Source organism: Cupriavidus sp. JZ107, from assembly GCF_053903255.1.
In genome coordinates this window covers 62,500-85,186 of record NZ_CP096480.1, presented here as the reverse complement: position 1 = coordinate 85,186, position 22,687 = coordinate 62,500, and the positions used below count along the sequence as shown (strand labels likewise).

Sequence of the window (22,687 nt, the reverse complement as noted above, 5' to 3'; positions counted from 1 at the left end):
GCCGCTTCCGGCATTATTGTACGCGGTGGCGGCGTCGCCAAAATGGTTCAGGGCAGGAACGAGTTAAGGGCCATCTGAAACGCATGCGGCCTCTCCACATTTGACATATGCACCGCCGGCAGCAACACCAGCTTCGCGCCCGGAATCGCGGCCGCGATCTCTTCGCTGTGCTCGGCCCGGGTCACCGTATCGAACTTGCCGCCGAGCACCAGCGTCGGTCGTGAAATCAGCGTGATGGTGCGTCGCAGGTCCATGTCACGCACCGCGGCGAGCGCGCCGGCGATGCCATGGGGTTTGGTCTCGAGCAGGGCCTTGCGAAACGGCTCGAGCGCGGGGTCGTTCTTCTCGCGCATCTCGGCGGGAAACCAGTTCGCTAGAAACGCGTCGGCCGTCTCGTTCGGCGTCGCGGTCAGGATCGTTTGAATGCGCGGCTCCCAATCCGCGGCCGGGCCGAGGTAGGCGGCGGTATGCGCGAGCACCAGGTGGTCGATTCGCTCGGGGGCATGGATGCCTAGCCATTGCGCGACCATGCCGCCCAGCGATAGGCCGAGGAAGTGGACGCGATCGAGCGCCAGCGCGTCCATCAATTCCAGGGCGTCGCGTCCTAGCCGATCCAGCGAATAGGCGCCGGCCGGTACGTCGGAGGCGCCGTGGCCGCGCATGTCGTAGCGCAGCACGCGGAAACGCTGCAGCAATTGCGGCATCACGCCGTCCCACATCGACATATCGGTCGCGATCGAATTGGACAGCATCAGCACGGGGCGGCCGGCCTCGCCTTCGAGGCGGTAGGCAATCCGTTGGGCATCGCTGGTGGTGAAGGTCGACAACGCTGGCATCTCGGTTCTCCTGGAAGGTTGAAGAAGGCCCATCGCCCATCGGCGGCCGGGCCTATCACGGAAGCCATCGTAGTCGCGCAGCGATTCTGAGAAAATTACAAAGTTCCCACACTCTCTGTCAGGAAACCGAACAATGTCCCGCTTCACGTTGCAAGACCTGCAGTGCTTCGACGCCGTCGTCCGCGAAGGAGGCTTCCAGGCAGCCGCTGCGGTCTTGCATCGAACCCATCCTGCGGTATTCGCGGCTGTGGCAAGGCTCGAGCGGCAGCTCGGATTGGCGTTGCTCGATCGCAGCGGGTACCGGGTCACCCCGACCGAGGCGGGGCGTGCCTTTCATCGGCACGCACAGTCGTTGCTGCGCGAGCTACATGCGCTGCAGCTTCATGCCGAGCAATTGGCGATGGGAGAGGAAAGCGAACTGCGTGTGGTGATCGGCGACCTGTGTCCGCCGTCACAGACGCTGGGGCTGCTGAGCCCGTTCTTCGCGCAACATCCGGCAACGCGGCTGGACTTGCATGTCGAAGCGGTGACCGGACCGTGGGAGCGCCTGTTCGACGGCGAAGCCGATCTGATCGTGCATCGGATCGACAAGAGCGACACGCGGGTCGAATGGCTGGACCTGTGCAGGATCGAGTTGATTCCCGTTGTGGCGCCCGGTTTCCTGCCATTCCCGATCTCGCGCGCGATCCGCCCGGAGCAATTGCGCGCGCTGACGCAATGCGTGATCCGCGACAGCGCCCGCCGTCCGCTGGCTCAGGAGCATTTCGTCGTCGCAGGCGCGCCGCAGTGTACGGTGCCCGATCCGATGATGAAGAAGGAGATCATCGTGCAGGGCATGGCGTGGGGCCATCTGCCCCGCTTCCTGATCGAACGGGAATTGGCCGAAGGAAGGCTGTTGTCGATCGCTGGCCGCTATCTGCCGGGGCGCATCGAGGAGCTGGTTGCCGCCCGCCGGCGCGACAGGCCGCATGGGCCCGTCGCGAACCGGCTGTGGGAGCATCTGGGCAAGGCGGCGCCGCGATTTCGCGCGGCGCCGCGCCGCAGCCGTTGAATGGCCGCCAGGCGCGTAACGCGGAAGCCGACTACTGGGCCGCCGGCGCCGACACCGTCGTGGCCGCGCTCTTCGCGGGCTCGACGGGCATCGGCTCGTACTTGGCGAAGTTCGGATCCTGCTCGGTCGCCTCGGCAATCGACACGATCTTGCGGTCGAAGATATTGACCCCGGTGAATACGATCACGTCGCCGAGCCGAGGGGTGAACGCAATGTAGTCAGGCTCGTCGACAACGACGGTGCCCTTGACCTTCAGCGGTTCCTTGACGAAGGCATATTGCCCACTGACGTAGGTCCACTTCGTCGCGTCGCGCAGCGTCTTGCCGGCGATATCGCGCAGCATCACGTCGATGCTTCGCTTCAGCGACTGGTCGAGCGCCGCGCGGAGCGACTTCGCATTATCGGCAAACCAGCCGCTCTCACCCGCGAATGGCTTGGCTTCCGCGCTGGCGGAGATATAGCGCGTGCTCCAGAGCTGCTTGCCCGACGCGTCCTTCAGCGCGGTTCGGACCACGACATACGGCCGAACGTCCTTGTCGTTGATGTAACTGAGCACGCCGAACGGGGTCAGCGTCAGTTGCGAGGCGCCAGCGGCGGCCGGGCCGTAAGTCAGCGTGGCGGCGCCGTCGGCTGCAAGTCCTTCCTTGAGCAGCTTCTCGGTGACCGCGACCATATCGTGGTCGGCGATCGCCTTGTCATCGCCGAGCAGCGACTTCGCGCGCTCCGCATTGATCGCGCTGCCGACCAGCACGCCGAGCGGGCCAAACAGCATGGCGGCGCCGGAACCGGTCTGATGGCCGCTGACCAGCAGGCGGGTATTCGGCACGGCATAGACACCGGTCGGCATTTCCGACCACGTCGACGGCATCTCCTTGCTGATATCCACCGCCACTTGCTTCTGTTCCTTGGGAAAGGGCTCGGAATTGTTGAACGTGGCACAGCCGGCCAGCGTGGCGATACATAGCGCGACCGGAATGACCCTGTAGATGGCTGCCTTGAGCATGTTGTTTGTTTCGGTATAGGCGTTCGATAGCGTCGGGACCGCCGACGATCCACACACCGGTGCGGATCATTCGGATATCGGCACGAGGGCGAAGTTGTTGAGCCTCGCGTTCGTCGCCGTGTGACGGCAGCACTGCGTCCCACAACCGGCCGCCCTCCTCGTTTTCCCTAGCCGGGGAACCGTACTCGGCGGCTCCCCCGCCTGCGCACCGCGCCGCGGCCATGCTGCGCTCCTTCCCGCAAACCCTTGCCGCCGTTGGCCGGCAAGCCCGTGCCGAGGCACGGAATCGGTGCACCGCACCAATATCCGGCATGCATACGCACCACTTTCGACAAACAATTTTCGTCTTGATTGTATGGCGGTTATTAGACTACTGTACGGGGCAGTGAGACGCCATGCGAGGGCCGTGCCGACGGCACGGATGCGGCAGTCCCACCCACTACGCCAACATGCCGACCGCCGACAGGCGGCCCCTCCGGAGGAGAACGCATCATGCAAGCAGTCAGTGTCGACGCAGCCGCGCGTACCGCGCAGGACCGTCCCCAATCGGTCGCGCGGGTCGCCGGTGCCAGCGTGGCGGGGACCACGCTGGAGTTCTACGACCACTTCATTTACGGATCGGCCGCCGCGCTGGTCTTTCCGAAGCTGTTCTTCCCGCAAAGCGATCCGCTGACGGCGACGTTGCTGTCCTTCGCCAGCTACGGCGTCGCGTTTGTCGCGCGGCCGCTGGGCGCGGCGATCTTCGGCCACTTCGGCGACAAGTTCGGCCGCAAGTCCGTGTTGATCGTCACGCTGCTGATGATGGGCCTGGCGACCTTCGGCATCGGGCTGCTGCCGACCTACGGCAGCGTCGGCATGCTGGCGCCGTTGCTGCTCGTGCTGCTGCGCGTGATCCAGGGCCTTGCACTGGGCGGGGAGTGGGGCGGTGCCGCGATCATGGTCAACGAACTCGACCCCGAAGGCCGGCGGCGCGGACTGCTGGGCAGCCTGGTGCAGCTGGCGGCGCCGATCGGGCTGCTGCTCGCCAACGGTGTCTTCGCGCTGGTGACGTGGATGGTGTCGGAGGAAGCGTTCCTGAGCTGGGGATGGCGTGTGCCGTTCCTGCTGAGCGCCCTGCTGGTCGCGGTAGGCATGTACATCCGCGCCAATGTGCGCGAGTCCGCCGTGTTCGAGAAGGCCGAGGCCCAGCATGCCGAAGCGCGCGCGCCGATCGCCGAGGTGCTGCGCCACTACAAGAAGCAGCTGCTGATCGCCTTCGGTGCGCGCCTGGGCGGCGATATCGCCTTCTACGTCTTCACGCTGTTCCTGCTGTACTACGTGCCGACCAAGCTCGGCCTGCCCAAGAGCATCGCGCTCAATGCCGTATTGCTCGGGGCCGTCGCGCAGATTCTGTTCATCCCCGTGGCCGGCGTGCTGGCCGACCGCATCGGCCGGCGCCCGGTGCTGATGATCGGCGGCATCGGTGGCGCGCTGTGGGCGTTCGGCTTCTTCGCGCTGGTGCATACGCTGAGCCCGGCGCTGATCATGCTGGCCTCGTTCATCGGCATGGTGCTGGTGTCCTTCATGTTCTCGCCGCTCGCTTCCTTCCTGCCGGAGCTGTTCGCCACGCAGGTGCGCGTCACCGGCGCCTCGCTGGGCTTCCAGTTCGCCGGCGTGTTCGGCGGCGCGCTGGCCCCGTTGATCGCGGTGGGCCTGCTGGACCGCTTCGGCAGCAGCACGCCGGTCGCCATCTACCTGGCCGTGGTCTGCGTGCTGATTGCGGTCGCCGCCGGCGTCGCACGCGAAACGGCACGGGCGCGCCTGTCCGACCTCGGCAACGAGGCCGCGCGCTGAACGCGCGGGGCGACCCGCGCCAGAACAACAACCGTCATGAGATTCCTGTGAAACAGTTCGACCTTCTGATCCGCAACGGCACGGTGGTGACCGCCAGCGACACCGTCCAATGCGACATCGCGATCGCCGGCGGCCGCATCGTGCAACTCGGCCACGACCTGGGCAGTGCCCGCGACGTGATCGATGCAAGCGGCAAGCTGGTACTGCCCGGCGGTGTCGATGCGCATTGCCATCTCGACCAGCCGATGCCCGATGGCCTGAAGATGGCGGACGACTTCGAGTCGGGCACGATCTCGGCCGCATGCGGCGGCACCACCACCGTCATTCCGTTCGCCGCCCAGGAAAAAGGCCAGTCGCTGCGCGCGGCCGTGACCGACTACCATCGCCGTGCCGAAGGACGCGCCGTGGTGGACTACGCCTTCCACCTGATCGTGTCCGACCCGACCGAGACGGTTCTGCGCGAGGAGCTGCCCGGCCTGATCCGCAAGGGCTACACCTCGTTCAAGGTCTACATGACCTACGACGACCTGAAGTTGGGCGACCGCGAGATCCTCGAGGTATTGACGGTGGCACGCCAGGAAGGCGCACTCGTGATGATCCACGCCGAGAACTCCGATTGCATCGCCTGGCTGACCGACCGGCTGGAGGCCGAACAGAAGACCGCGCCACGCTTTCATGCGATCGCGCGGCCGATGGCGATCGAGCGCGAGGCCACGCACCGCGCCATCACCTTCTCGGAGCTGGTCGACGTGCCGATCCTGATCGTCCATGTATCCGGGCGCGAAGCGGTCGAGCAGATCCGCTGGAGCCGAGCGCGCGGCATGAAGATCTTCGCCGAGACGTGTCCGCAGTACCTGTTCCTGACCGCCTCGGATCTCGATCAGCCCGGCTACCACGGCGCCAAATGCGTCTGCAGCCCGCCGCCGCGCGACCGCGCCAACCAGGAGGTGATCTGGGACGGCCTGGCCGATGGCCTGTTCACGATCTTCTCGTCGGATCATGCGCCGTTCCGCTACGACGATCCGCAGGGCAAGCAGCCGGGCGGCGAGCAGGTGCCGTTCCGCTATATTCCGAATGGCATCCCCGGGCTCGAGACGCGGCTGCCGCTGCTGTTCTCCGAGGGTGTCGGAGGCGGACGCATTTCGCTGAACCAGTTCGTCGCGTTGACCTCGACCAACCCGGCCAAGCTCTACGGCCTGCATCCACGCAAGGGCACGATCGCGATCGGCGCGGACGCCGATCTGGCGATCTGGGATCCGGCACGCGAGGTCGTCATCCGCAACGCGGACCTGCACCACGCGGTCGACTACACGCCGTACGAGGGCACGCGCGTCAAGGGTTGGCCCGTCACGACGCTGGTGCGCGGCAAGGTGGTCGCGCACGAAGGCAGGCTGACGGCGACGGCGGGGCACGGCGAGTTCCTGCCCTGCGCGCTGCCGGAGATGGCAAAGCCGCGCTATCGCACTTCGGGAGGAAGCCTTTGATGCCCCATCCGAATCGCACCGAGCACGAAACGCGCTGCGACAACGCACCGCCCTATCCGAACGCCGCCGCCATCGCCGCCCAGGTCAACGCCGGCGAACTCGATCCCGGCGCCGTGGTGTCGGCATTTCAAGCACGGATCGACGCGCGCAATGGTGAGCTCAATGCGGTGTTCGAGGAGCGCCGCGACCTGGTCGACGCCGACGTCGCGCAACTGCGCGAGCGCCTGGCCGCGGGCGAACGGCCGCCGCTTGCCGGCGTGCCGGTGATCGTCAAGGACGTCGTGTGGGTGCGCGGGCGCCGCGTGACGCAGGGTTCCTTGCTGTACCGCGACTTCGTCGCGCCGGCTGATGCGATTGCGGTAGAACGGCTGCGCGCGGCGGGCGCCATCGTCCTTGGCATGGGCAACACCTCGGAGTTCGCCTGCAAGGGCCTGACCACCAACAAGGTCTATGGCCCGACGCGGCATCCGCAAGACACCGCGCTGACGGCCGGCGGCTCGTCGGGCGGCTGCGCGGTGGCGGTGGCCGCCGGCATGGCGCCGCTGGCGCTGGGCACGGACGGCGGTGGCTCCAGCCGACGGCCACCGGCCCATGCCGGAGTGGTCGGCTTCAAGCCGTCCTTTGGCGCCATTCCCGATGCGGCCGGCTTCCCGCACGCGTTTCCCGGCATCCAGGTGATGGCGCCGATCGCGCGCACCGTCGACGATGCCGCGCTGATGTTCCGCGTGCTGTGCGGGCCCGATCCGCGCGACCCCGATTCGGCCGGCTTTCGGTGTGCCCCTGCCGGACCGCTGGATGGGCTTCGCATCGCTGTCAGTCCCCGCCTGGGTCTCGACACGCCGGTGGACGACGACGTGGCCGAGGCGTTCGAGGCGGCGGTGGCAAGACTGCGTGCGGCGGGCGTGCCGGGCCTTCGCGTGGCGCGGCAGGATCCGGTCTGGCCCGACGGGGCCGGCGAAGCGGCATTGATGCCACTGCAGCATGTCGGCCTGGCCAATCTCCATGGCGACGCGTGGCGACGCGATCCGGATCGCTTCGATCCCGACATCGCGCGGCAGATCGAGCGCGGCTTCACCTGGAGCGGCGCCGAGGTTGCGCGCGCACGCGAAGCCAGCCGCCGCATCGGCCTGGCGCTGGCGGCATTCTTCACCGAACATGACTTGCTGCTGTGTCCGACCACGCCTTGCGTGGCATGGCCCAACGACCGCCTTGGTCCCGAGCGGATCGGCGGCGTCGCGGTCGAGCCGCGGGCGCATGCCGTCTTCACGCCGTTCTTCAATCACGCCCAGGCACCCGCGATTTCGGTGCCGTGCGGCACGGGACGCGACGGCCTGCCGGTCGGACTGCAGATTGCCGGTCCGCGCGGCGCCGACTGGCGCGTGCTGGCAGCGGCGCGGCTGATCGAACAATTGTTGGCGGCCGGCTGACACGGCCGCCGGGACCGAGCCTGACGAACCCGCGATTCCATCCCAAGACACCATGCGCATCCTTGTCCTGAACCCCAATACCAGCGAAGGCATCACGGCACGACTGATGGCCGCGGGCAGCGACGCCGCCGCCCCCGGTACCGAACTGGTGCCGTTGACCGCCCCGCGCGGCGTACCCTATATCGCCACCCGTGCCGAGGCGCAGATCGGCGGCGCCATCGCGCTGGAGATGCTCGCCGAACACCATGTGAACGTCGATGCCGCGATCATCGCGGCGTTTGGCGACCCGGGCCTGCTTGGCGCGCGCGAACTGTTCGACCTGCCGGTCGTCGGCATGGCGGAGGCCGCGATGCTGAGCGCCTGCATGCTCGGGCGGCGCTTTGCCATCGTCACCTTCGCCCGCGCGCTGGGCCCGTGGTACGAGGAGTGCGTCGACATGCATGGGCTGCGCGGCCGGCTGGCCGGCATCCGCATGCTCGACGACGCCTTCGCGTCGGTATCGGATGTGCAGGACGAGAAGGAAGCGTTGCTCGTGGCGCTGGCCAATCGCGCGGTCACCGAGGACGAGGCCGATGTGGTGATCCTCGCCGGCGCGCCGCTGGCCGGGCTGGCGGCGCGGGTGCGCGACCGCATCCCGGTGCCCGTGGTCGATCAGATGGCGGCCGCCGTCAAGCAGGCCGAGGGACTGGTTGCATTGAACACGCGCAAGGCGACCGCCGGTACGTTCCGCCGTCCCGATGCCAAGCCCACGTTGAGGCTCCCCGATGCGCTGGCGGCCCGCATCGAGCATCGCTAGACGTTAGCCGTCGGGGCGTTCTGTCGTAGGGTCGTTGGTCCGCGGAACGCGGCCGCGGCCGCGTCAGACGGAGGCGAAGACCGCCTCCAGATCGACCTCCTCGTCGGCCGGCGCGTCCAGATGCAGCGTGCTTTCGACATGCGCCAGATGCTCGGTCATCAGCGTCGCCGCACGTTCGCCGTCTCCCGCTTCCAGCGCATCGAGAATGTCGTCGTGCTCGTGATGCGGGCACGACGGGACGCCCGGCGCATCGTACAGCGCGATGATCAGGCAGGTCAGCGAGCACAGCTCGCGCAGATATTTCGCCAGGTACTGGTTCTCGGACAGGTCGGCGAGCCGCGCATGGAATTCGCCGGACAGGCGAATGATGGTGCGGCGGTCATTCTTGCGCCGCGCCTGCGCCTCCTCGCGCGTGATCGCGCGCAGCGGCCGCAGGCGCTCCCGCGTCATGCCGGCCGCGAGGTCGCGCGCCAGTTCCGGCTCGATCAGCCGCCGCGCATGCAGGACCTGGCGGGCCTCCTGCACGCTGGGGCTGGAGACGAAGGTGCCGCGATTCGGATACACCGTCACCACGCCCTCGTGGGCGAGCTTGGTGAAGGCCAGCCTCACCTTGGTCCGGCTGACGCCGAACACGCTGGCCAGTTTCTCCTCGACCAGCTTGGTCCCCGGCGGCAGGCGGTGCTCCCAGATCGCGACCAGGACACGCTCGGCGATCTCGTCCACCTGGATGCCGGACACGGTCTTGCCGTCGTCCAGCGGTTCGGCAGGGCTGTCGGTGTCGAGGCGCGCGGCTTTCGCTCGAGGCATGGTCAATCCGGATGCGGGCTGTGGAGCGACTATTGTACGGCGGCGGCGCGACGAGTGTATATCGGCAGCGCAAACAATCCGCCCGCCCTCTCACCACTGCACGCCGCGCATTCCCTGTTCGATCGCCGCCGCCAGCGACATCAGCGGCCCCGCCAGTGCTGACTGCGCAGCCGCCATGTCCTGCTGCCCGGAAACGCTGACGTTCAGCACATGGACCGCGTAGCCGTCAAACCGCATCGGCGTGGCCAGGGCCACCACCTGGGGCTGCCACGAGGCCGCGCAGTAGCCGTGCCGATGCACCGAGTCCACCGCCGCCTCGATCTCCTTGCGCAGCTCGCGCCAGCCGCGGCCGCCGCCTTTGCTCGCGAACGACGCCATCATCCGGGCGAAATCGTCGGGGCCCAGCGTCGACAGATGGGCGCGGCCCAGCGATGTCAGCGCCATCGGAATGCGCTGGCCCGTCACGACGGTACGCAGCGATTGCCTGCGGTTGTAGCGGAACGATTCGAGGTAGACCATCTCGTCGCCATCGGCGACGGCCAGGCCGACATTGATGCGGTGGCGCATCGCGACGTCCACCATCATCGGCGTGGCCACCTTGAGAACCTGGGAGCTGTCCCGCATCGCATGCGCCATGCTGAGCACCGGCACGCCAAGGCGATACGCACGGGCCTGCGGGATGTAGTCGAGCATGCCGGTCTCGACCAGCGTCTGGGTCAGCCGGCTGACGGTCGAGCGCGACAGCCCGGTGCGCTCGGCGATCTCGCTGTTGCCGAGCATCGACGAACCGGCGCGGAACGCGCGCAGGATCGCCACGCCCCGCTCCAGGGACCGGTTCGGCGTCGCCTTGCCCTTACCGGGCAGGGTGCGCGCGAGCTGGGGGCGGCTGTTCGGCATGATCAACGTCGGGGCATCGCAGAGGCTGCCAATGATAGCGGCCGCCGCGTGATCCATGCCGATGCCACTCAGCGGTTGTCGCCGTCGGCCAGTACCGCCACGCCGTCCGCCGCGACCACGCCCCGCCCTTGCGGCAGCACGAACAGTGGATTGATCTCGGCCTCCACCAGCCTGTCGCCCAGCGTGGCCACCATGCGCGAGAACGCCACGATGGCATCGGCCAGCGCATCGAGGTCGGCGGTCGGCCGGCCACGAAAGCCCTGCAGCAACGGGGCGGTTTTGAGGCGCTGCACCATCTGCAACGCAGCGGCGCGCGTCAGTCCACCGTTGCTGGGCAGCAGCCGCAACGTGGTGTCGCTGAACAGCTCCGCCGTCACGCCGCCCATGCCGAGCAGGATGGCCGTGCCCAGCGCATCGCGGTGCATGCCGACAATGACTTCGACCCCATCCCTGACCATTTCCTGCACCAGAAAGCGCTTCGGCGCGCTGCCGGTCGCGCCGCGGACATCGGCGGCCATGCGTTCGAGCCGGGCGGCGATGTCCTCGGGCGGAACATTGACCGCGACCCCGCCGATATCGCTCTTGTGCGTGACCTCGGCGGACAGCATCTTCAGCACGACGTTGCCGCCGAAGGACTGCGCCGCGGCGGCCGCCTCGTCGCCATTGCGGACCACGACCTCGCGAGCGACCGGCACGCCAAAGGCGGCGAACAGCGCCTTTGCGGCCGCTTCGTCGAGCGAACCCGTGCCGAAGCGATCCAGTTGCGGTGCCGGCGGCGCCGGGGTACCGGCGTCCTCGTCGGCTGGGAGCCGTGCCGCGCGCAGCATCGCATCGAACGCAACGGTACAGCCCTCCGGGTCGGCAAAGGCCGGCACGCCGTTGCGGTTCAGCAGCGCAAGCGCCTGCGGCGCATGCGGACTGACGTAGGCGACCACCGGCTTGTCGGTCTCGGCCAGGCAATCGCCGATCGCATTGGCCATCAGGTCCGGCATGGCCACGCCCGACGAACCGACGATGACGGCCACCGCGTCGTAACCCTTGCTGTCGAGCAGCGTGCGAATCGCCGCGCGCAGCAGATCGGGCTGCAGCCCCGCCAGCGTGACATCGATCGGATTGCGGTCGAGCGCGGCATGGTCGCCCTTCTGCAACGCGCGCAGCTTCGGCGCGGTGTCCTCGTCCGGCGGCGGCGTGTCGAATCCGGCCAGGCCGAGGCTGTCGGATACCAGCGTTCCCGCGCCGCCGGTCGAAGTGAGGATCGCGATGCGCTTGCCCTCGAGCTTGCGGCCTGTGGCCAGTGCCGCGGGGATGTCCAGCAGGTCGGAGAACGACTGCGCGCGAATCACGCCCAGCTGCTCGAACAGTGCGTCGTACATGCGGTCCGCGCCGGCGAGCGCACCGGTATGCGACACCGCGGCGCGCGCGCCGCTCTCCGATCGGCCGATCTTGAAGGCGACCACTGGCTTGCCGGCACGGGCGCACTTCAGCGCGGCGCGGCGAAACGCCTCGGGATTGCGCACGCTTTCGATGTAGAGCGCCACCACGTGCGTCGCATCGTCGTCAGCCAGGTAGTCCATGAAGTCGGCCAGGTCCAGGTCCACCTCGTTGCTGGTGGAGATCAGCTTGGAAAGACCGATGCCCCGTGCCGCCGCGCGCGACAGCAACGCGCCAAGGATGCCGCCGCTTTGCGATACCACGCCGATATTGCCGGCGGGAAACGCGTCCATTTCCAGCGCGCCGCTGGCCGACAGCGGGATGTTGTCGGTCAGATTGACCAGGCCGATCGTGTTGGGGCCAAGCAGGCGCATGCTGCCGGCCGCCTCGATCAGCTGCGCCTGGCGCCGCGCGCCTTCGGCACCGGTCTCGGTATAGCCGCTCGCCAGCACGATGGCGGCGCCCGCTCCCTTGTCGGCCAGTTCGCGCACCGCCAGATGCGCGCGCTCGGCGCCGAGCAGCACGATGCCGACGTCCGGCACCTCCGGCAGCGACGCGATATCGGGATAGCAGCGCAAGCCGTCGATCGATTCGACCTTCGGGTTGACCGGATAGATCGCGCCGCCGAAGCCGTGCTTGCGCAGGTAGGACACCGGACGGCCGGCCGTCTTGGCGGGATCGGCCGACGCACCGATCACCGCGACGCTGCGCGGACTGACGAGTCGTTGGATGGCATTCATGAATCAGCCCTTGCTGGCAGTCTTGTTCAGGAAGGCCAGCACGGCTTCGCGATGCTCGGTGCTGGTGTAGCAGATGCCCTGCGCCTGGCTGCCCTGCGCAAAGATCTGGTCGGCCGGCAGTTCGAACGACTGGTTGATGATGCTCTTGCCCAGCGCGATCGCGGTGGCCGAGCCCTGGCTGAGTTCCTTCGCCCAGGCCAGCGCGTCGGCGATCAGCGTCTCCGGTTGGCTCAGGCGGTCGGCGATACCCAGCGCCTTCGCCTCCTGCGCATCGACCTTGCGGCCGGTGAACACCAGTTCCTTCGCCTTCGACAACCCCACGCGGCGCGGCAGGAAGTACATGCCGCCGCCGTCCGGAATCAGTCCGCGGTTGATATAGGACCAGGAGAACGACGCGGCCTCGGAGGCCAGCACGAAGTCGCAGCACAGCGCGGTATCGGCGCCGAGGCCGGCCGCGGCGCCGTTGACCGCGGCAATCGTCGGCTTCGGCATCGTGTGCAGCAGCTTGACGGTGTGGTGCACGCGCTGCTGGCGGCTCCAGCCGTTGAAGGCCACTTCGCCTTGCGGCGCTTCCATGCGGCGCTGCATGCCGGCGACGTCTCCGCCGGCGCAGAAGCCCTTGCCATTGCCGGTGAGCACCAGCGCCCGGATCGTCTTGTCGGCCGCCACGCGTTCGAGGGCGTCGATGAACTCGGCGCGCATGTCGTCGCTCATCGCGTTGCGCTTGTCCGGGCGGTTGAAGGTGATCAGCGCGATGCCTGATTCCACCCGCAGCTCGATAAGGGAATATGGGTCCATGATCCTGTTCTCGTTGTCTCGTTGTCTCGTTATCTGGTTGTCCGGCCGCGCTCAGTCGACCGTGATGTTGGCTTGCTTGACGACCTTGCTCCAGCGCTGGCTTTCGCCCTTGACGTAGCGGCCGAACTCTTCCGGCGTGCCGCCGCCGATGTTCAAGCCCTCCTGCTCGGCCCGCTTGCGGAACGACTCCGTCTGCACCGCCTTCTTCGCCGCCTCGTTCAACCGTGCAATCACCGCCGGCGGCGTACCGGCGGGGGCGAACAGCCCATACCAGCTGTCGGCGGCGTAGTTCGGCACCCCGCTCTCGGCAATCGTCGGCACCTTGCTCAGGCCCGGGGCCTGCGAACGCTGCGCCGTCGTCACCGCGACCGCGCGCAGCTTGCCGCTCTCCAGGTGCGGCGCCACCGCGGCCGCCGTGGCAAACATCATGTCGACCTGGCCGCCGAGCAGATCGGTGATCGCCGGGCCGGCACCGCGATAGGGGATATGAATCAGGTCGACCTTCGCCATGCTCTTGAACAGCTCGCCGGCCAGGTGGGCCGAGGTCCCCGCGCCCTGCGACGCATAGTTGAGCTTGCCGGGCTTCGCCCGCGCGGCGGCGATCAGGTCCTGCACCGTCTTGATCGGGCTGTCGGGCTTGACCACCAGCACATTGGGCGAGCGGCCCACCAGCATCACCGGCGTGAATGCCTTGTCGGTGTCGAACGGCAGCTTGCGGTGCAGGCTCGGATTGACGGCATGGGCAATGGTGGCCATTACCAGCGTGTAGCCGTCGGGCGCGCTCTTGGCGACCGCCTCGGTGCCGATGATGGTGCCGCCGCCGGGCTTGTTGTCGATGATCACCGGCTGCCCAAGGTCCTCGCTCATCGTGACGCCCATGGCACGCGCGATCAGGTCGGTGCCGCCGCCGGGCGCAAACGGCACGACCATGCGGATCGGCTTGTCGGGGTAAGCCGCCAACGACGGCGCGGCGGCGGCCATCGTCAACGAGATGGCGGCGGCCGCCATGGCAACACGTCGGAAGAATCCGGTGCGGGTGCAATGCATGTCTGTCTCCTGAAGATGGGAGCGCCTTGGCCGCCGGAACGACCGCAGCGGCGCGCTTTCTTGTTGGTGACAGCTTAGGGCCTGCGACGCTGGCTCACACCCCCGCAATTCCACTGCATGGAATGATCTGCCGGCCCACGACGGACATCGGCGGACGTAAAAAAGCCCGGCGAAGGCGAGGACCTTCACCGGGCCGCGGCCGGGCAACGGGGCCGAGCACGCCGCAGCGCCCCGGCCAACATTGCCGCGCGCCTATCGATTGACCGTCTTCGCCGGCATCGCCAGCACCAGCAGGCAGCTCCCCAGCAGGCACACCGCGAACAGGATCAGGCCGGCGCTCGGACTGTGGAACGTGTCTTTCATCCACCCCAGCAGATAGGTCGCCGCAAACCCGCCCAGGTTGGCGATCGAGCAGGCCAGCGCAATGCCGGCGGCCGCCGCGGTACCGCTGAGGAAGGTCGAAGGCAGGCACCAGAACACCGGGAACGTTGCCACGATGCCGACGTTGGCCAGCGTCAGCAGCGCCAGCGTCGCGCCGGTATGGCCGGTGACGAAGGTACTGGCGACGAGCCCGACGGCGCCGAACAGCACCGGCACCACGATATGCCAGCGGCGTTCGCGGGTCCGGTCCGAGTGTGCGCCGTTGATCAGCATGGCGACCACCGCCACGGCATGCGGAATCGCGGTCAGCAGGCCGATATGCAGCGGGCTGGCAACGCCCGAATCGCGGATGATGGTCGGCATCCAGAAGCCGATCGAGTACGTCCCCATCAGCAGGCACATGTCGATCACGCCGAGCATCCAGACGCGGCGATCGGTGAAGGCTGCCTTCAGCGAATGCTGGTTCTCGACCAGCACGTCGGCTTCGAGATTGCGTTGCAGCGTGCGTTTCTCGCCGGCATCGAGCCATTTCGCCGAGTCGATATTGTTCGGCAGATAGAAGAACACCATCACGCCGAGCAGCACCGAGGGCAGCGCCTCGAGGAAGAACAGCCATTGCCAGCCGGCATAGCCGTAGACGCCGGCAAACGCCGTCATGATCCAGCCCGAGATCGGGCTGCCGATCATGCTGGCCAGCGGCAGCCCGATCATGAACAGCGCGATGATCTTGCTGCGGCGATGCGTGGGATACCAGTAGGTCAGATACAGCAGCACGCCGGGTAGGAAGCCTGCTTCCGCCGCACCCAACAGGAATCGCACGATATAGAACTGCGTCGGCGTGGTGACGAACATGGTCGCGCCCGACAGCAGGCCCCAGGTCACCATGATGCGGGCGATCCAGATGCGTGCCCCGACCTTCTGCAGCACCAGGTTGCTCGGCACCTCGAACAGGATATAGCCGACGAAAAACAGGCCGGCGCCCAGGCCGTAGACGGTCTCGCTGAACTTCAGGTCGTCGAGCATCTGCAGCTTGGCCAGGCCGACGTTGATCCGATCCAGATAGGCGGCCAGATAGCACAGACAGAAGAACGGAATCAGACGCCATGTCACCTTGCGGTAGACATCCGGTTCCGTCGTTGGGGCCAGCACGCCGGCCGTTCCTTGAGGGTACTGATACGACATCTTCGCTCCTTGCTTGGTCTACCTTCGGGTGCTGGCGTCAACACCGTCCCCGCCTCGGCGTCGATGACGCAAGGTGCGGAGTCGGCGTGACTGGGGTCCGATGCAGTGCGTGCTGCATCGTGATCGGGAATGTCTTCGGAAGCGCTGGCGGGTGGCGGCGACCTCGTCGAACTTATTGCGCGCCGTGGCCGGCGGCGGACGCGCTGCCGCGTATTCGCGCCACCGCCTGGTCGACGCCCTGCCAGGCCGGCTTGTCCGGCGCAAAGCGGGCGCGCAGGTAGTGCACCAGTTCGGCGACCTGCTTGTCATCGAAGCTGTCGGCAAAGCCGGGCATTTCGCCCAGCGCATTCGATGGCGGCGCCGGAATGCCCTTCAGCACGGCCTGGATCACGTTGTCCGGCTTGTCGCCATGCAGATTGGTATTCAGTGCCAGCGACGGCTTGACGCCGAACATCGGCACGCCCTGGTCGGACTGGTGGCAGACCGCGCAGGCGCTCTGGTAGAGCCGGTCGGCGGGTCCGGTCATCGTGCGGGCCAGTGTCGCGCTGCGCTGCTCCAGCGCGCGCGCCTGCCGGTCGAGCGCGGCGGCATCCGGCGGCGGCGCGTTGAACGATGCGACGTAGTGCGCGATCGCGCGGACGTCGCTCTCGGGCAATTGCGCGAGTTCTTCGACGACCGGCGCCATCGGCCCGGCCGCCGCGCCATGGCGCGCGGAGTAGCCCGTGCGCAAATACTGGAACAGGTCTTCCTCGGTCCAGGGAATCGGCGCGCGCGACAGCGCGGTCAATGCCGGTGCTTCCCATCCTTCGGCCTCGCCGCCGGTCAGGTAGGCGCGGCCGCCCTTTTCCGCGCCAAACGCATTGCGCGGCGAATGGCATGCGCTGCAGTGTCCCAACCCTTCGGCCAGATACGCGCCGCGATTCCATTGCAACGAGCGCGACGGGTCGGGCTGGAACGGCTCGTTGCGATGGAACAGCAGGTTCCAGCCCGCCATCAGCGGCCGCAGGTTGAAGGGGAACGCGAGCGCGGTCTTCGGCGCCTGCGACCGCACCGGTTCGGCCGACATCAGATAGGCGTACAGCGCCCGCATGTCGCCGTCGCTGATCTTCGCGAACGCGGTGTAGGGAAAGGCCGGATACAACCGGCGTCCATCGCGATGGATGCCTTCGCGCATCGCGCGCTCGAACGCGGCATACGACCAGTTGCCGATGCCGGTGTCGACATCGGGCGTGATGTTGGTGCTGTAAATCGTGCCGAACGGCGTCGCGAGCGGCAGGCCGCCGGCATTCCTGGCGCCGTTGGGCGCGGTGTGGCAGACCGCGCAGTCGCCGGCCGCGGCCACCAGGCGGCCGCGTTCGATGGTCGCGGCGGAATAGAAGCCCGGCTCGGGGGGCGCAACGGGCGCGATGGCGGATCGCCATGGCATCACGGTGGCGCACAGCCCCGCGATGGCCGCGCCGGCCGCAAGCAGCCAATTGCGTTTGCGCCCTGCCGGCCGGCTCTCGGCGCGTTCGCCGGCCAGCGCCAGGCGCACGCGTTCGCCGCTGAACGGCGGTTCGCGCAGGCGCACGCCGGTGGCGTCGAAGATGGCGTTGGCGATCGCGGCGGCGGCGGGCAGCGTCGCGGCGGCACTGCCGCGCAGACCCGCGGTCGTCGTCAGGCCGCCGACGACGCGGACCTCGGGAGGCAGCGTGCCAACCGTCGCGGGCAGCGCGGTGGCGGCATCGGGCGCAACGTGCCAGCTGTCGAACGACGGCGCCGGCGCGGTCAATCGGCGCGTCGCCTCCGCAATATCGTGTTCCAGCGCCGGCGCAAGGGCCCGCCCGCCACGGGACGAAGGCGATGGTGTGGATTCGCCGCTGTCATGGCCCAGCGTGACTCGTGTCACGCTGACTTCGCCGCTGAACGCATCCACCTCGACGTCGGCGACCCACGCCGCCCAACTCTGCATCGGCTGCTCGCCATCGGCGTCGAGCACGCTGGCGTAGGCGAAGCCGCGCCCGCGGCGAACGCCTGCCGACGCGTCGCGAGTAGCGCCGCGCAGCGCAGGGGTCTGCCATGCGGCCTGCAGCGCGACCTGCCGAACCAGTGCCGCGCCTCGCTCGTCCTGCAAATGGTTCAGACGCAGCGCGACCGGATCGACGCCGGCCAGCGCGGCCGCTTCGTCCAGATGCGACTCGCGCGCGAAGACCTGCGCAACGGCGCCGGCCAATGGATTGACGGCGAGGGCAGCGGTCGGGTGCGCCGTGTCCGTTGACACGGCCTCCAGATGGTCGATCCGATACGGCGGCACCAGCGCGGCGTCATCGTCCACGCGGATGTCCGACTGCGCGGACGGCGTACCGGTCTGGAGCGAGGCCAGCGGCCGAGACTCCACGGGCATCGGCGTGGCCGTGACCTGATAGGCGGAGATGGCGACCACATTGCCGGCCGGGCCGCCACCGTTCGTGGCACTGGCGATGCGGGTCTCGATCCATCCGGCAGCATCGTCGAACGCGGCGGCATCGAAGCGAACCAGCACCGGCCCACCGACGGCCTGCGCCAGCAGCGCGGCATCGCCGGCCGCATGGTGGGACACGCTCGCCCCCGCCGCGCCGCCGGCCATATCGACCATATCGGCGCCGTCGTGCCAGCAGACCAGCGTGACGGCGGTTTCGGCAATATCGAGCAGCTTCGCCAGTTCGGCGCGCAGCGCACCGGGCCGGCTGTCCGGCAGCCAGACCCGCAGCTCGCCTTCGCGCCAGTCGGCGATCGCGGTGGCCGCGGGCGGCGCGATGCCGGCCAGCGGCCAGCGATAGGTTTGTTCGAGCCGCGAGGGCGCGGCGGCAAGCGCCGAGGCTGCGTCGCCATGCGAAGCCACGATGCGACGCCGGCGCGGAACGCGCTGGTCGGCACGTCCGCCGGCATCCGACCATACCGGCCGCAACGCGGCGGCACCGGCGGCAGCCTGCTCCGGGGAGCGCGCCACCACGGCGAGGAAGTTGCCGCGCGCGACCACCGCGACCACATCGGGCACCGCGCGTGCCGCCTCGGCATCGAAAGCGCGCAGCCTCGCACCGAGCGGACCGCGGGGCCGGACGACTTCGCCGAACAGCCATTGTTCGCGCGCGGGCGGCGGACGGACCGGCATCGTCACGGCCGCGCCTTCAGAAAGTTCGCGGCTACCCGGCACCTTTGCCAGATCGTTCATCGGCGCTCCGCCTGTGCGCGGGCCTGCCGCAGCAAGTCCGCAGCGCGCTTGACCGCGCGGACGATCTCGACGTGCGTGCCGCAGCGGCACAGATTGAAGCGCAGCGCCTCGCGAATCTGTTCGTCGGTGGGGTCGGGATGCGTCGACAGGAAGGCCTTGGCGGTCATGATCATGCCGTTCAGGCAGTAACCGCACTGGGCCGCCTGTTCATCGATGAAGGCTTGCTGCACCGGGTCCAGCCGCTCGCCCTGCGCAAGGCCTTCCAGCGTGGTGACCGCGTGCCCCACCGCGGCCCTGACCGGCACCACGCAGGAACGCGCCGCCACGCCGTCGATCAGCACCGTGCAGGCCCCGCACTGGCCCAGCCCGCAGCCATACTTGGGGCCGTTGCATTCCAGGTCGTTGCGCAGGATATAGAGCAGCGGCGTCGCGGGGTCGGCGCAGACCGATCGCTCGGTGCGATTGACGTTCAGCGCGAGCTGGCTGGGGGGGCGGGACACGCTCATGGGGCTGGCTTGGCTTGGGGGCGGCAATGCGAAGTTGCCGCGCCTCCGGGATTCACGGTTCATCTCCGGCCGAACCGCGCCGGCCGCACCGCACCGGCGGGCCCGGGGACCCGCGCAAGGCCTGCGCTCAGGCCGCTGCGGCTGCGGTTGCCGTGCTGGCTGCCGCCGGGGCGGCGGCGGGCTCGACCAACGGCACCTCGAACACATCGTAGCCGAAGCACCAGTCGGGATTCTCGTTGGTGCGCAGCCAGGTGTTCTCGTGCGAGACCCGTTGCACCTTGCTGGCGCGCTCGGCGCGGTTCGCTTCGTACAACGCAAAGGTCGTGCCGAAGTCGTCGAGCCCGGCTTCGACGAAGCAGCGCGTCAGCATCGCGGCGTCCTCGATCGCCATCGCCGCGCCCTGCGCCATGTGCGGCTTCATCGGATGGCAGGCGTCTCCGAGCAATACCAGACGGCCGCGGCTCCACAGCGGCAGCGGATCGCGCTCCAGCAAAGGCCACTTGGTGACCTCGACCGTGCCTTCGATCAGCGACTGCACGCCCTGGTGCCAGCCATCGAACGCGGCGCGCATCTCCTCGATGCTGCTCGGCAGCCAGCTCTTGCTCATGTCCCAGGTGGGCTCGGGCACGCCGGTCACGTAGTAGATCTCGTCGAGCTTGCTCGTATCGAAGTAGACCATCATGTGGCGATCGTCGGACCACCACTTGGTGCAGCGGTCGTGCGTGAAGCCCTTGACGCGCGAAATCGGGAACACCGCGCGGTGCGCGATGTAGCCGGTGTACTTGGGCGGCTCGGCGCCCAGCAGCGTTTCGCGGATCTTCGAATTGACGCCGTCGGCGCCGATCACGATATCGGCCTCTTCGACGGTGCCGTCGGCGAAGCTCAGGCGCACCACGTCGCCCAGATCCTCGACCTGCGTCAGCTTCTTGTCGAACAGCAGCGTGCCGGGCGCGACCGCATCGGTCAGCAGCGCATGGAAGTCGCCGCGGTGCACGGTCAGATAGGTGGCGCCATAGTGCGACACCGCGTAGTCGCCCAGCGGGATCTGCGCGATCACCTCGCCGGTCTCCCAGTCGCGGCTGTACCAGTAATCCGGATGGCAGCCCATCGCATTGAGTCCGTCCTCGATGCCGATCCTGCGCATGATCTTCATCACGTTGGGCCCGACATGGATGCCGGCGCCAAGCCGCGAGAACGCCGGGGCCTGCTCATAGAGCCTGACGTTGAAACCCTGACGTTGCAGCAGCGCCGCCGCGGCCGTTCCTCCCAGTCCTGCACCGATCACGGCGATACGAGGTTTGCCTTGCACGTTTTTCTCCTGGCCATCACTTCCAATCAAACACGGTCCGCGCCGGCCCGGGCCAGCGATTTGAATTGAGTGTACACACCATATTTTTGTGCGTAAAGGCGGATTACCCGGACTCCGTGTAATCCCTAGGTATCGACGTGCCTGTAACGTTGCAATGCGCCAATCTCGTGAAATCAAGCACCATTCGCGTTCTTCGTTCGTTGAGTGCTTACTAAAATGGTGCATTCGGCACGGTGTCGGATCTGGTTGTAGTAATACAGTGTGTACACTACAATGATCCGACACACGCGCAAGACGGCTCGCCGTAGCGCCCCTCTATACCGACAAAACGGAGTCGACAGTGCAGAAAGTCTTCCGGATCGGCCAGATCGTGCCGAGCTCCAACACCACCATGGAAACCGAGATCCCTGCGATGCTGGCGGCGCGCCAGCTGGTGCGGCCGGAACGCTTCACGTTCCATTCGAGCCGGATGCGGATGAAGACGGTCAGGAAGGAGGAACTCGCCGCGATGGACGCCGAATCGGACCGCTGCGCGATCGAGCTCAGCGATGCTCGCGTCGACGTGCTCGGCTACGCCTGCCTCGTCGCGATCATGTCGATGGGGCCTGGCTATCACCGCGTGTCGGAGGAGCGGCTGCAGTCGCGCACCGCCGAGAACGACGGCACCGCGCCGGTGGTGACCAGCGCCGGCGCGCTGGTCAACGCGCTGAAGGTGATCGGCGCCAAACGCATTGCGCTGGTGGCGCCGTATATGAAACCGCTGACCGAGCTGGTGGTCGACTACATCCGGAACGAAGGCTACGAGGTCGTCGACTGGCGCGCGCTGGAGATCCCCGACAACCTCGAAGTGGGCCGCCACGATCCGAACCGCCTGCCGGCCATCGTCGCGCAGATGAATACGGGCGATGTCGATGCCGTGGTGCTGTCGGCCTGCGTGCAGATGCCGTCGCTGCCGGTGGTCGAGAAGGTCGAGGCGATGACCGGCAAGCCGGTGATCACCGCGGCGATCGCGACGACCTACGCGATGCTGAAGGCGCTGGACCTGGAGGCGGTGGTGCCGGGCGGCGGCACGCTGCTGTCGGGCGCGTACTGAGCCGCGGGGAGACAGCCATGACGACCTCCTTTCTCTACGGCGCCAACGTCTTCGCCAACGGCATCCGCCAGCACTACCTGCGCTACGGCGGCCCTGGCGAGGGCCGCGAGGCGCGCGACCCGGTCATCGTCGTGCCCGGCATCACCAGCCCCGCGATGACCTGGGGCTTCGTCGGCGAATGCTTCGGCCGCCAGTTCGACACCTATGTGCTCGATGTGCGCGGCCGCGGCCTGTCCGAAGCGGGCGAGGCGCTGGACTACAGCCTCGATGCACAGGCGGCCGACGTGATCGCCTTCGCCGAGGCGCTGGGCCTGAAGCGCTACAGCGTGGTCGGCCATTCGATGGGTGCGCGCATCGGGCTGCGTGCGGCGCGCGCGAAGCCGGCCGGCCTGGTTCGCCTGGCCATGATCGACCCGCCGGTGTCTGGCCCTGGCCGCCGGCCCTACCCCTCGCAACTGCCCTGGTATGTCGATTCGATCCGGCTGGCGCGCCGGGGCATCGATGTCGACGGCATGCGCGCGTTCTGTCCGACCTGGACGGAGGCGCAGTTGCGGCTGCGCGCCGAATGGCTGCATACCTGCGACGAGCGCGCGGTGGTGGCGAGCTTCGACGGCTTCCACCAGGACGACGTGCATGCCGACATGCCGCATGTCGCCGTGCCCGCGCTGCTGATGGTCGCGGGCCGCGGCGACGTGATCCGCCCGGAAGACGTCGAGGAAATCCGCGGCCTGATGCCACAGCTGCAGGTCGCGCGCGTGCCCGACGCCGGCCACATGATTCCGTGGGACGACGAGGCGGGCTTCTATCGCGCCTTCGGCGATTTCCTCGGCGCGCCGCTGCAGGCATGAGCGCGCCGCGACTCATCACCGACTCACC

At 68.0% G+C, this 22,687-nt stretch carries 18 protein-coding genes; 7 read left to right on the top strand and 11 right to left on the bottom strand.

Annotated elements, in window-relative coordinates; all coding sequences use genetic code 11:
• Positions 1 to 47: 47 nt before the first annotated feature.
• Positions 48 to 836 (bottom strand): alpha/beta fold hydrolase, encoded by a 789-nt coding sequence (locus M1D55_RS00365; protein WP_456281342.1) that lies wholly within the window; start codon positions 834 to 836, stop codon positions 48 to 50.
• Positions 837 to 969: 133 nt separating this feature from the next.
• Here M1D55_RS00365 and M1D55_RS00360 point away from each other — a divergent pair, with 133 nt between their 5' ends.
• Positions 970 to 1,887 (top strand): LysR family transcriptional regulator, encoded by a 918-nt coding sequence (locus tag M1D55_RS00360; RefSeq protein ID WP_456280775.1) that lies wholly within the window; start codon positions 970 to 972, stop codon positions 1,885 to 1,887.
• 31 nt (positions 1,888 to 1,918) lie between these two features.
• On the opposite strand, the gene M1D55_RS00355 is transcribed toward M1D55_RS00360, so the two are convergent.
• Positions 1,919 to 2,890 (bottom strand): hypothetical protein, encoded by a 972-nt coding sequence (locus tag M1D55_RS00355; RefSeq protein WP_023263355.1) that lies wholly within the window; start codon positions 2,888 to 2,890, stop codon positions 1,919 to 1,921.
• 492 nt (positions 2,891 to 3,382) lie between these two features.
• Between M1D55_RS00355 and M1D55_RS00350 the strand changes: the two genes are divergently transcribed.
• From M1D55_RS00350 to M1D55_RS00335, 4 genes are read left to right on the top strand one after another with little or no spacing between them, the layout of a single operon-like run.
• Positions 3,383 to 4,723 (top strand): MFS transporter, encoded by a 1,341-nt coding sequence (locus tag M1D55_RS00350; protein ID WP_006575829.1) that lies wholly within the window; start codon positions 3,383 to 3,385, stop codon positions 4,721 to 4,723.
• A gap of 47 nt (positions 4,724 to 4,770) precedes the next feature.
• Positions 4,771 to 6,207 carry a dihydropyrimidinase gene (hydA, locus tag M1D55_RS00345; protein WP_456280774.1) on the top strand — a complete coding sequence of 479 codons (1,437 nt, stop codon included), beginning with the start codon at positions 4,771 to 4,773 and terminating at the stop codon, positions 6,205 to 6,207.
• Positions 6,207 to 7,634 (top strand): amidase, encoded by a 1,428-nt coding sequence (locus M1D55_RS00340; RefSeq protein ID WP_456280773.1) that lies wholly within the window; start codon positions 6,207 to 6,209, stop codon positions 7,632 to 7,634. The genes hydA and M1D55_RS00340 overlap by 1 nt, the downstream gene beginning before the upstream one ends.
• Before the next feature lie 52 nt (positions 7,635 to 7,686).
• Complete coding sequence (locus tag M1D55_RS00335) at positions 7,687 to 8,430, top strand: aspartate/glutamate racemase family protein (protein WP_023263357.1); 744 nt, start codon at positions 7,687 to 7,689, stop codon at positions 8,428 to 8,430.
• A gap of 63 nt (positions 8,431 to 8,493) precedes the next feature.
• On the opposite strand, the gene M1D55_RS00330 is transcribed toward M1D55_RS00335, so the two are convergent.
• From M1D55_RS00330 to M1D55_RS00290, 9 genes are all read right to left on the bottom strand, one after another.
• On the bottom strand, positions 8,494 to 9,237 hold the full coding sequence (locus M1D55_RS00330) for a GntR family transcriptional regulator (protein ID WP_023263358.1): 744 nt from the start codon (positions 9,235 to 9,237) through the stop codon (positions 8,494 to 8,496).
• A 90-nt stretch (positions 9,238 to 9,327) separates the two neighbouring features.
• Positions 9,328 to 10,134: an IclR family transcriptional regulator gene (locus M1D55_RS00325; RefSeq protein ID WP_456280772.1), complete on the bottom strand. Its 807-nt coding sequence runs from the start codon at positions 10,132 to 10,134 to the stop codon at positions 9,328 to 9,330.
• 68 nt (positions 10,135 to 10,202) lie between these two features.
• Positions 10,203 to 12,305, bottom strand: coding sequence for an acetate--CoA ligase family protein (locus M1D55_RS00320; protein WP_456280771.1), 2,103 nt, complete (start codon positions 12,303 to 12,305; stop codon positions 10,203 to 10,205).
• Between the two features lie 3 nt (positions 12,306 to 12,308).
• Positions 12,309 to 13,103, bottom strand: coding sequence for an enoyl-CoA hydratase/isomerase family protein (locus tag M1D55_RS00315; RefSeq protein ID WP_232206027.1), 795 nt, complete (start codon positions 13,101 to 13,103; stop codon positions 12,309 to 12,311).
• 51 nt (positions 13,104 to 13,154) lie between these two features.
• Positions 13,155 to 14,111 (bottom strand): tripartite tricarboxylate transporter substrate binding protein, encoded by a 957-nt coding sequence (locus M1D55_RS00310; protein ID WP_023263361.1) that lies wholly within the window; start codon positions 14,109 to 14,111, stop codon positions 13,155 to 13,157.
• Between the two features lie 291 nt (positions 14,112 to 14,402).
• A complete protein-coding gene (locus tag M1D55_RS00305) occupies positions 14,403 to 15,713 on the bottom strand; it encodes an MFS transporter (RefSeq protein ID WP_052511234.1) in 1,311 nt (436 codons plus the stop codon).
• Between the two features lie 172 nt (positions 15,714 to 15,885).
• Entirely contained in the window at positions 15,886 to 18,843 is a 2,958-nt protein-coding gene (locus M1D55_RS00300) for a c-type cytochrome (RefSeq protein ID WP_456281341.1), read from the bottom strand.
• Positions 18,844 to 18,899: 56 nt separating this feature from the next.
• Entirely contained in the window at positions 18,900 to 19,409 is a 510-nt protein-coding gene (locus tag M1D55_RS00295; RefSeq protein ID WP_456280770.1) for a (2Fe-2S)-binding protein, read from the bottom strand.
• 127 nt (positions 19,410 to 19,536) lie between these two features.
• A complete protein-coding gene (locus M1D55_RS00290; RefSeq protein ID WP_456280769.1) occupies positions 19,537 to 20,718 on the bottom strand; it encodes an FAD-dependent oxidoreductase in 1,182 nt (393 codons plus the stop codon).
• A gap of 340 nt (positions 20,719 to 21,058) precedes the next feature.
• On the opposite strand from M1D55_RS00290, the gene M1D55_RS00285 reads away from it, so the two are divergent.
• Together M1D55_RS00285 and M1D55_RS00280 are read left to right on the top strand one after the other, a co-directional pair.
• Complete coding sequence (locus M1D55_RS00285) at positions 21,059 to 21,811, top strand: maleate cis-trans isomerase family protein (protein ID WP_456280768.1); 753 nt, start codon at positions 21,059 to 21,061, stop codon at positions 21,809 to 21,811.
• 17 nt (positions 21,812 to 21,828) lie between these two features.
• A complete protein-coding gene (locus M1D55_RS00280; RefSeq protein WP_456280767.1) occupies positions 21,829 to 22,659 on the top strand; it encodes an alpha/beta fold hydrolase in 831 nt (276 codons plus the stop codon).
• The last annotated feature ends 28 nt before the right edge of the window (positions 22,660 to 22,687 follow it).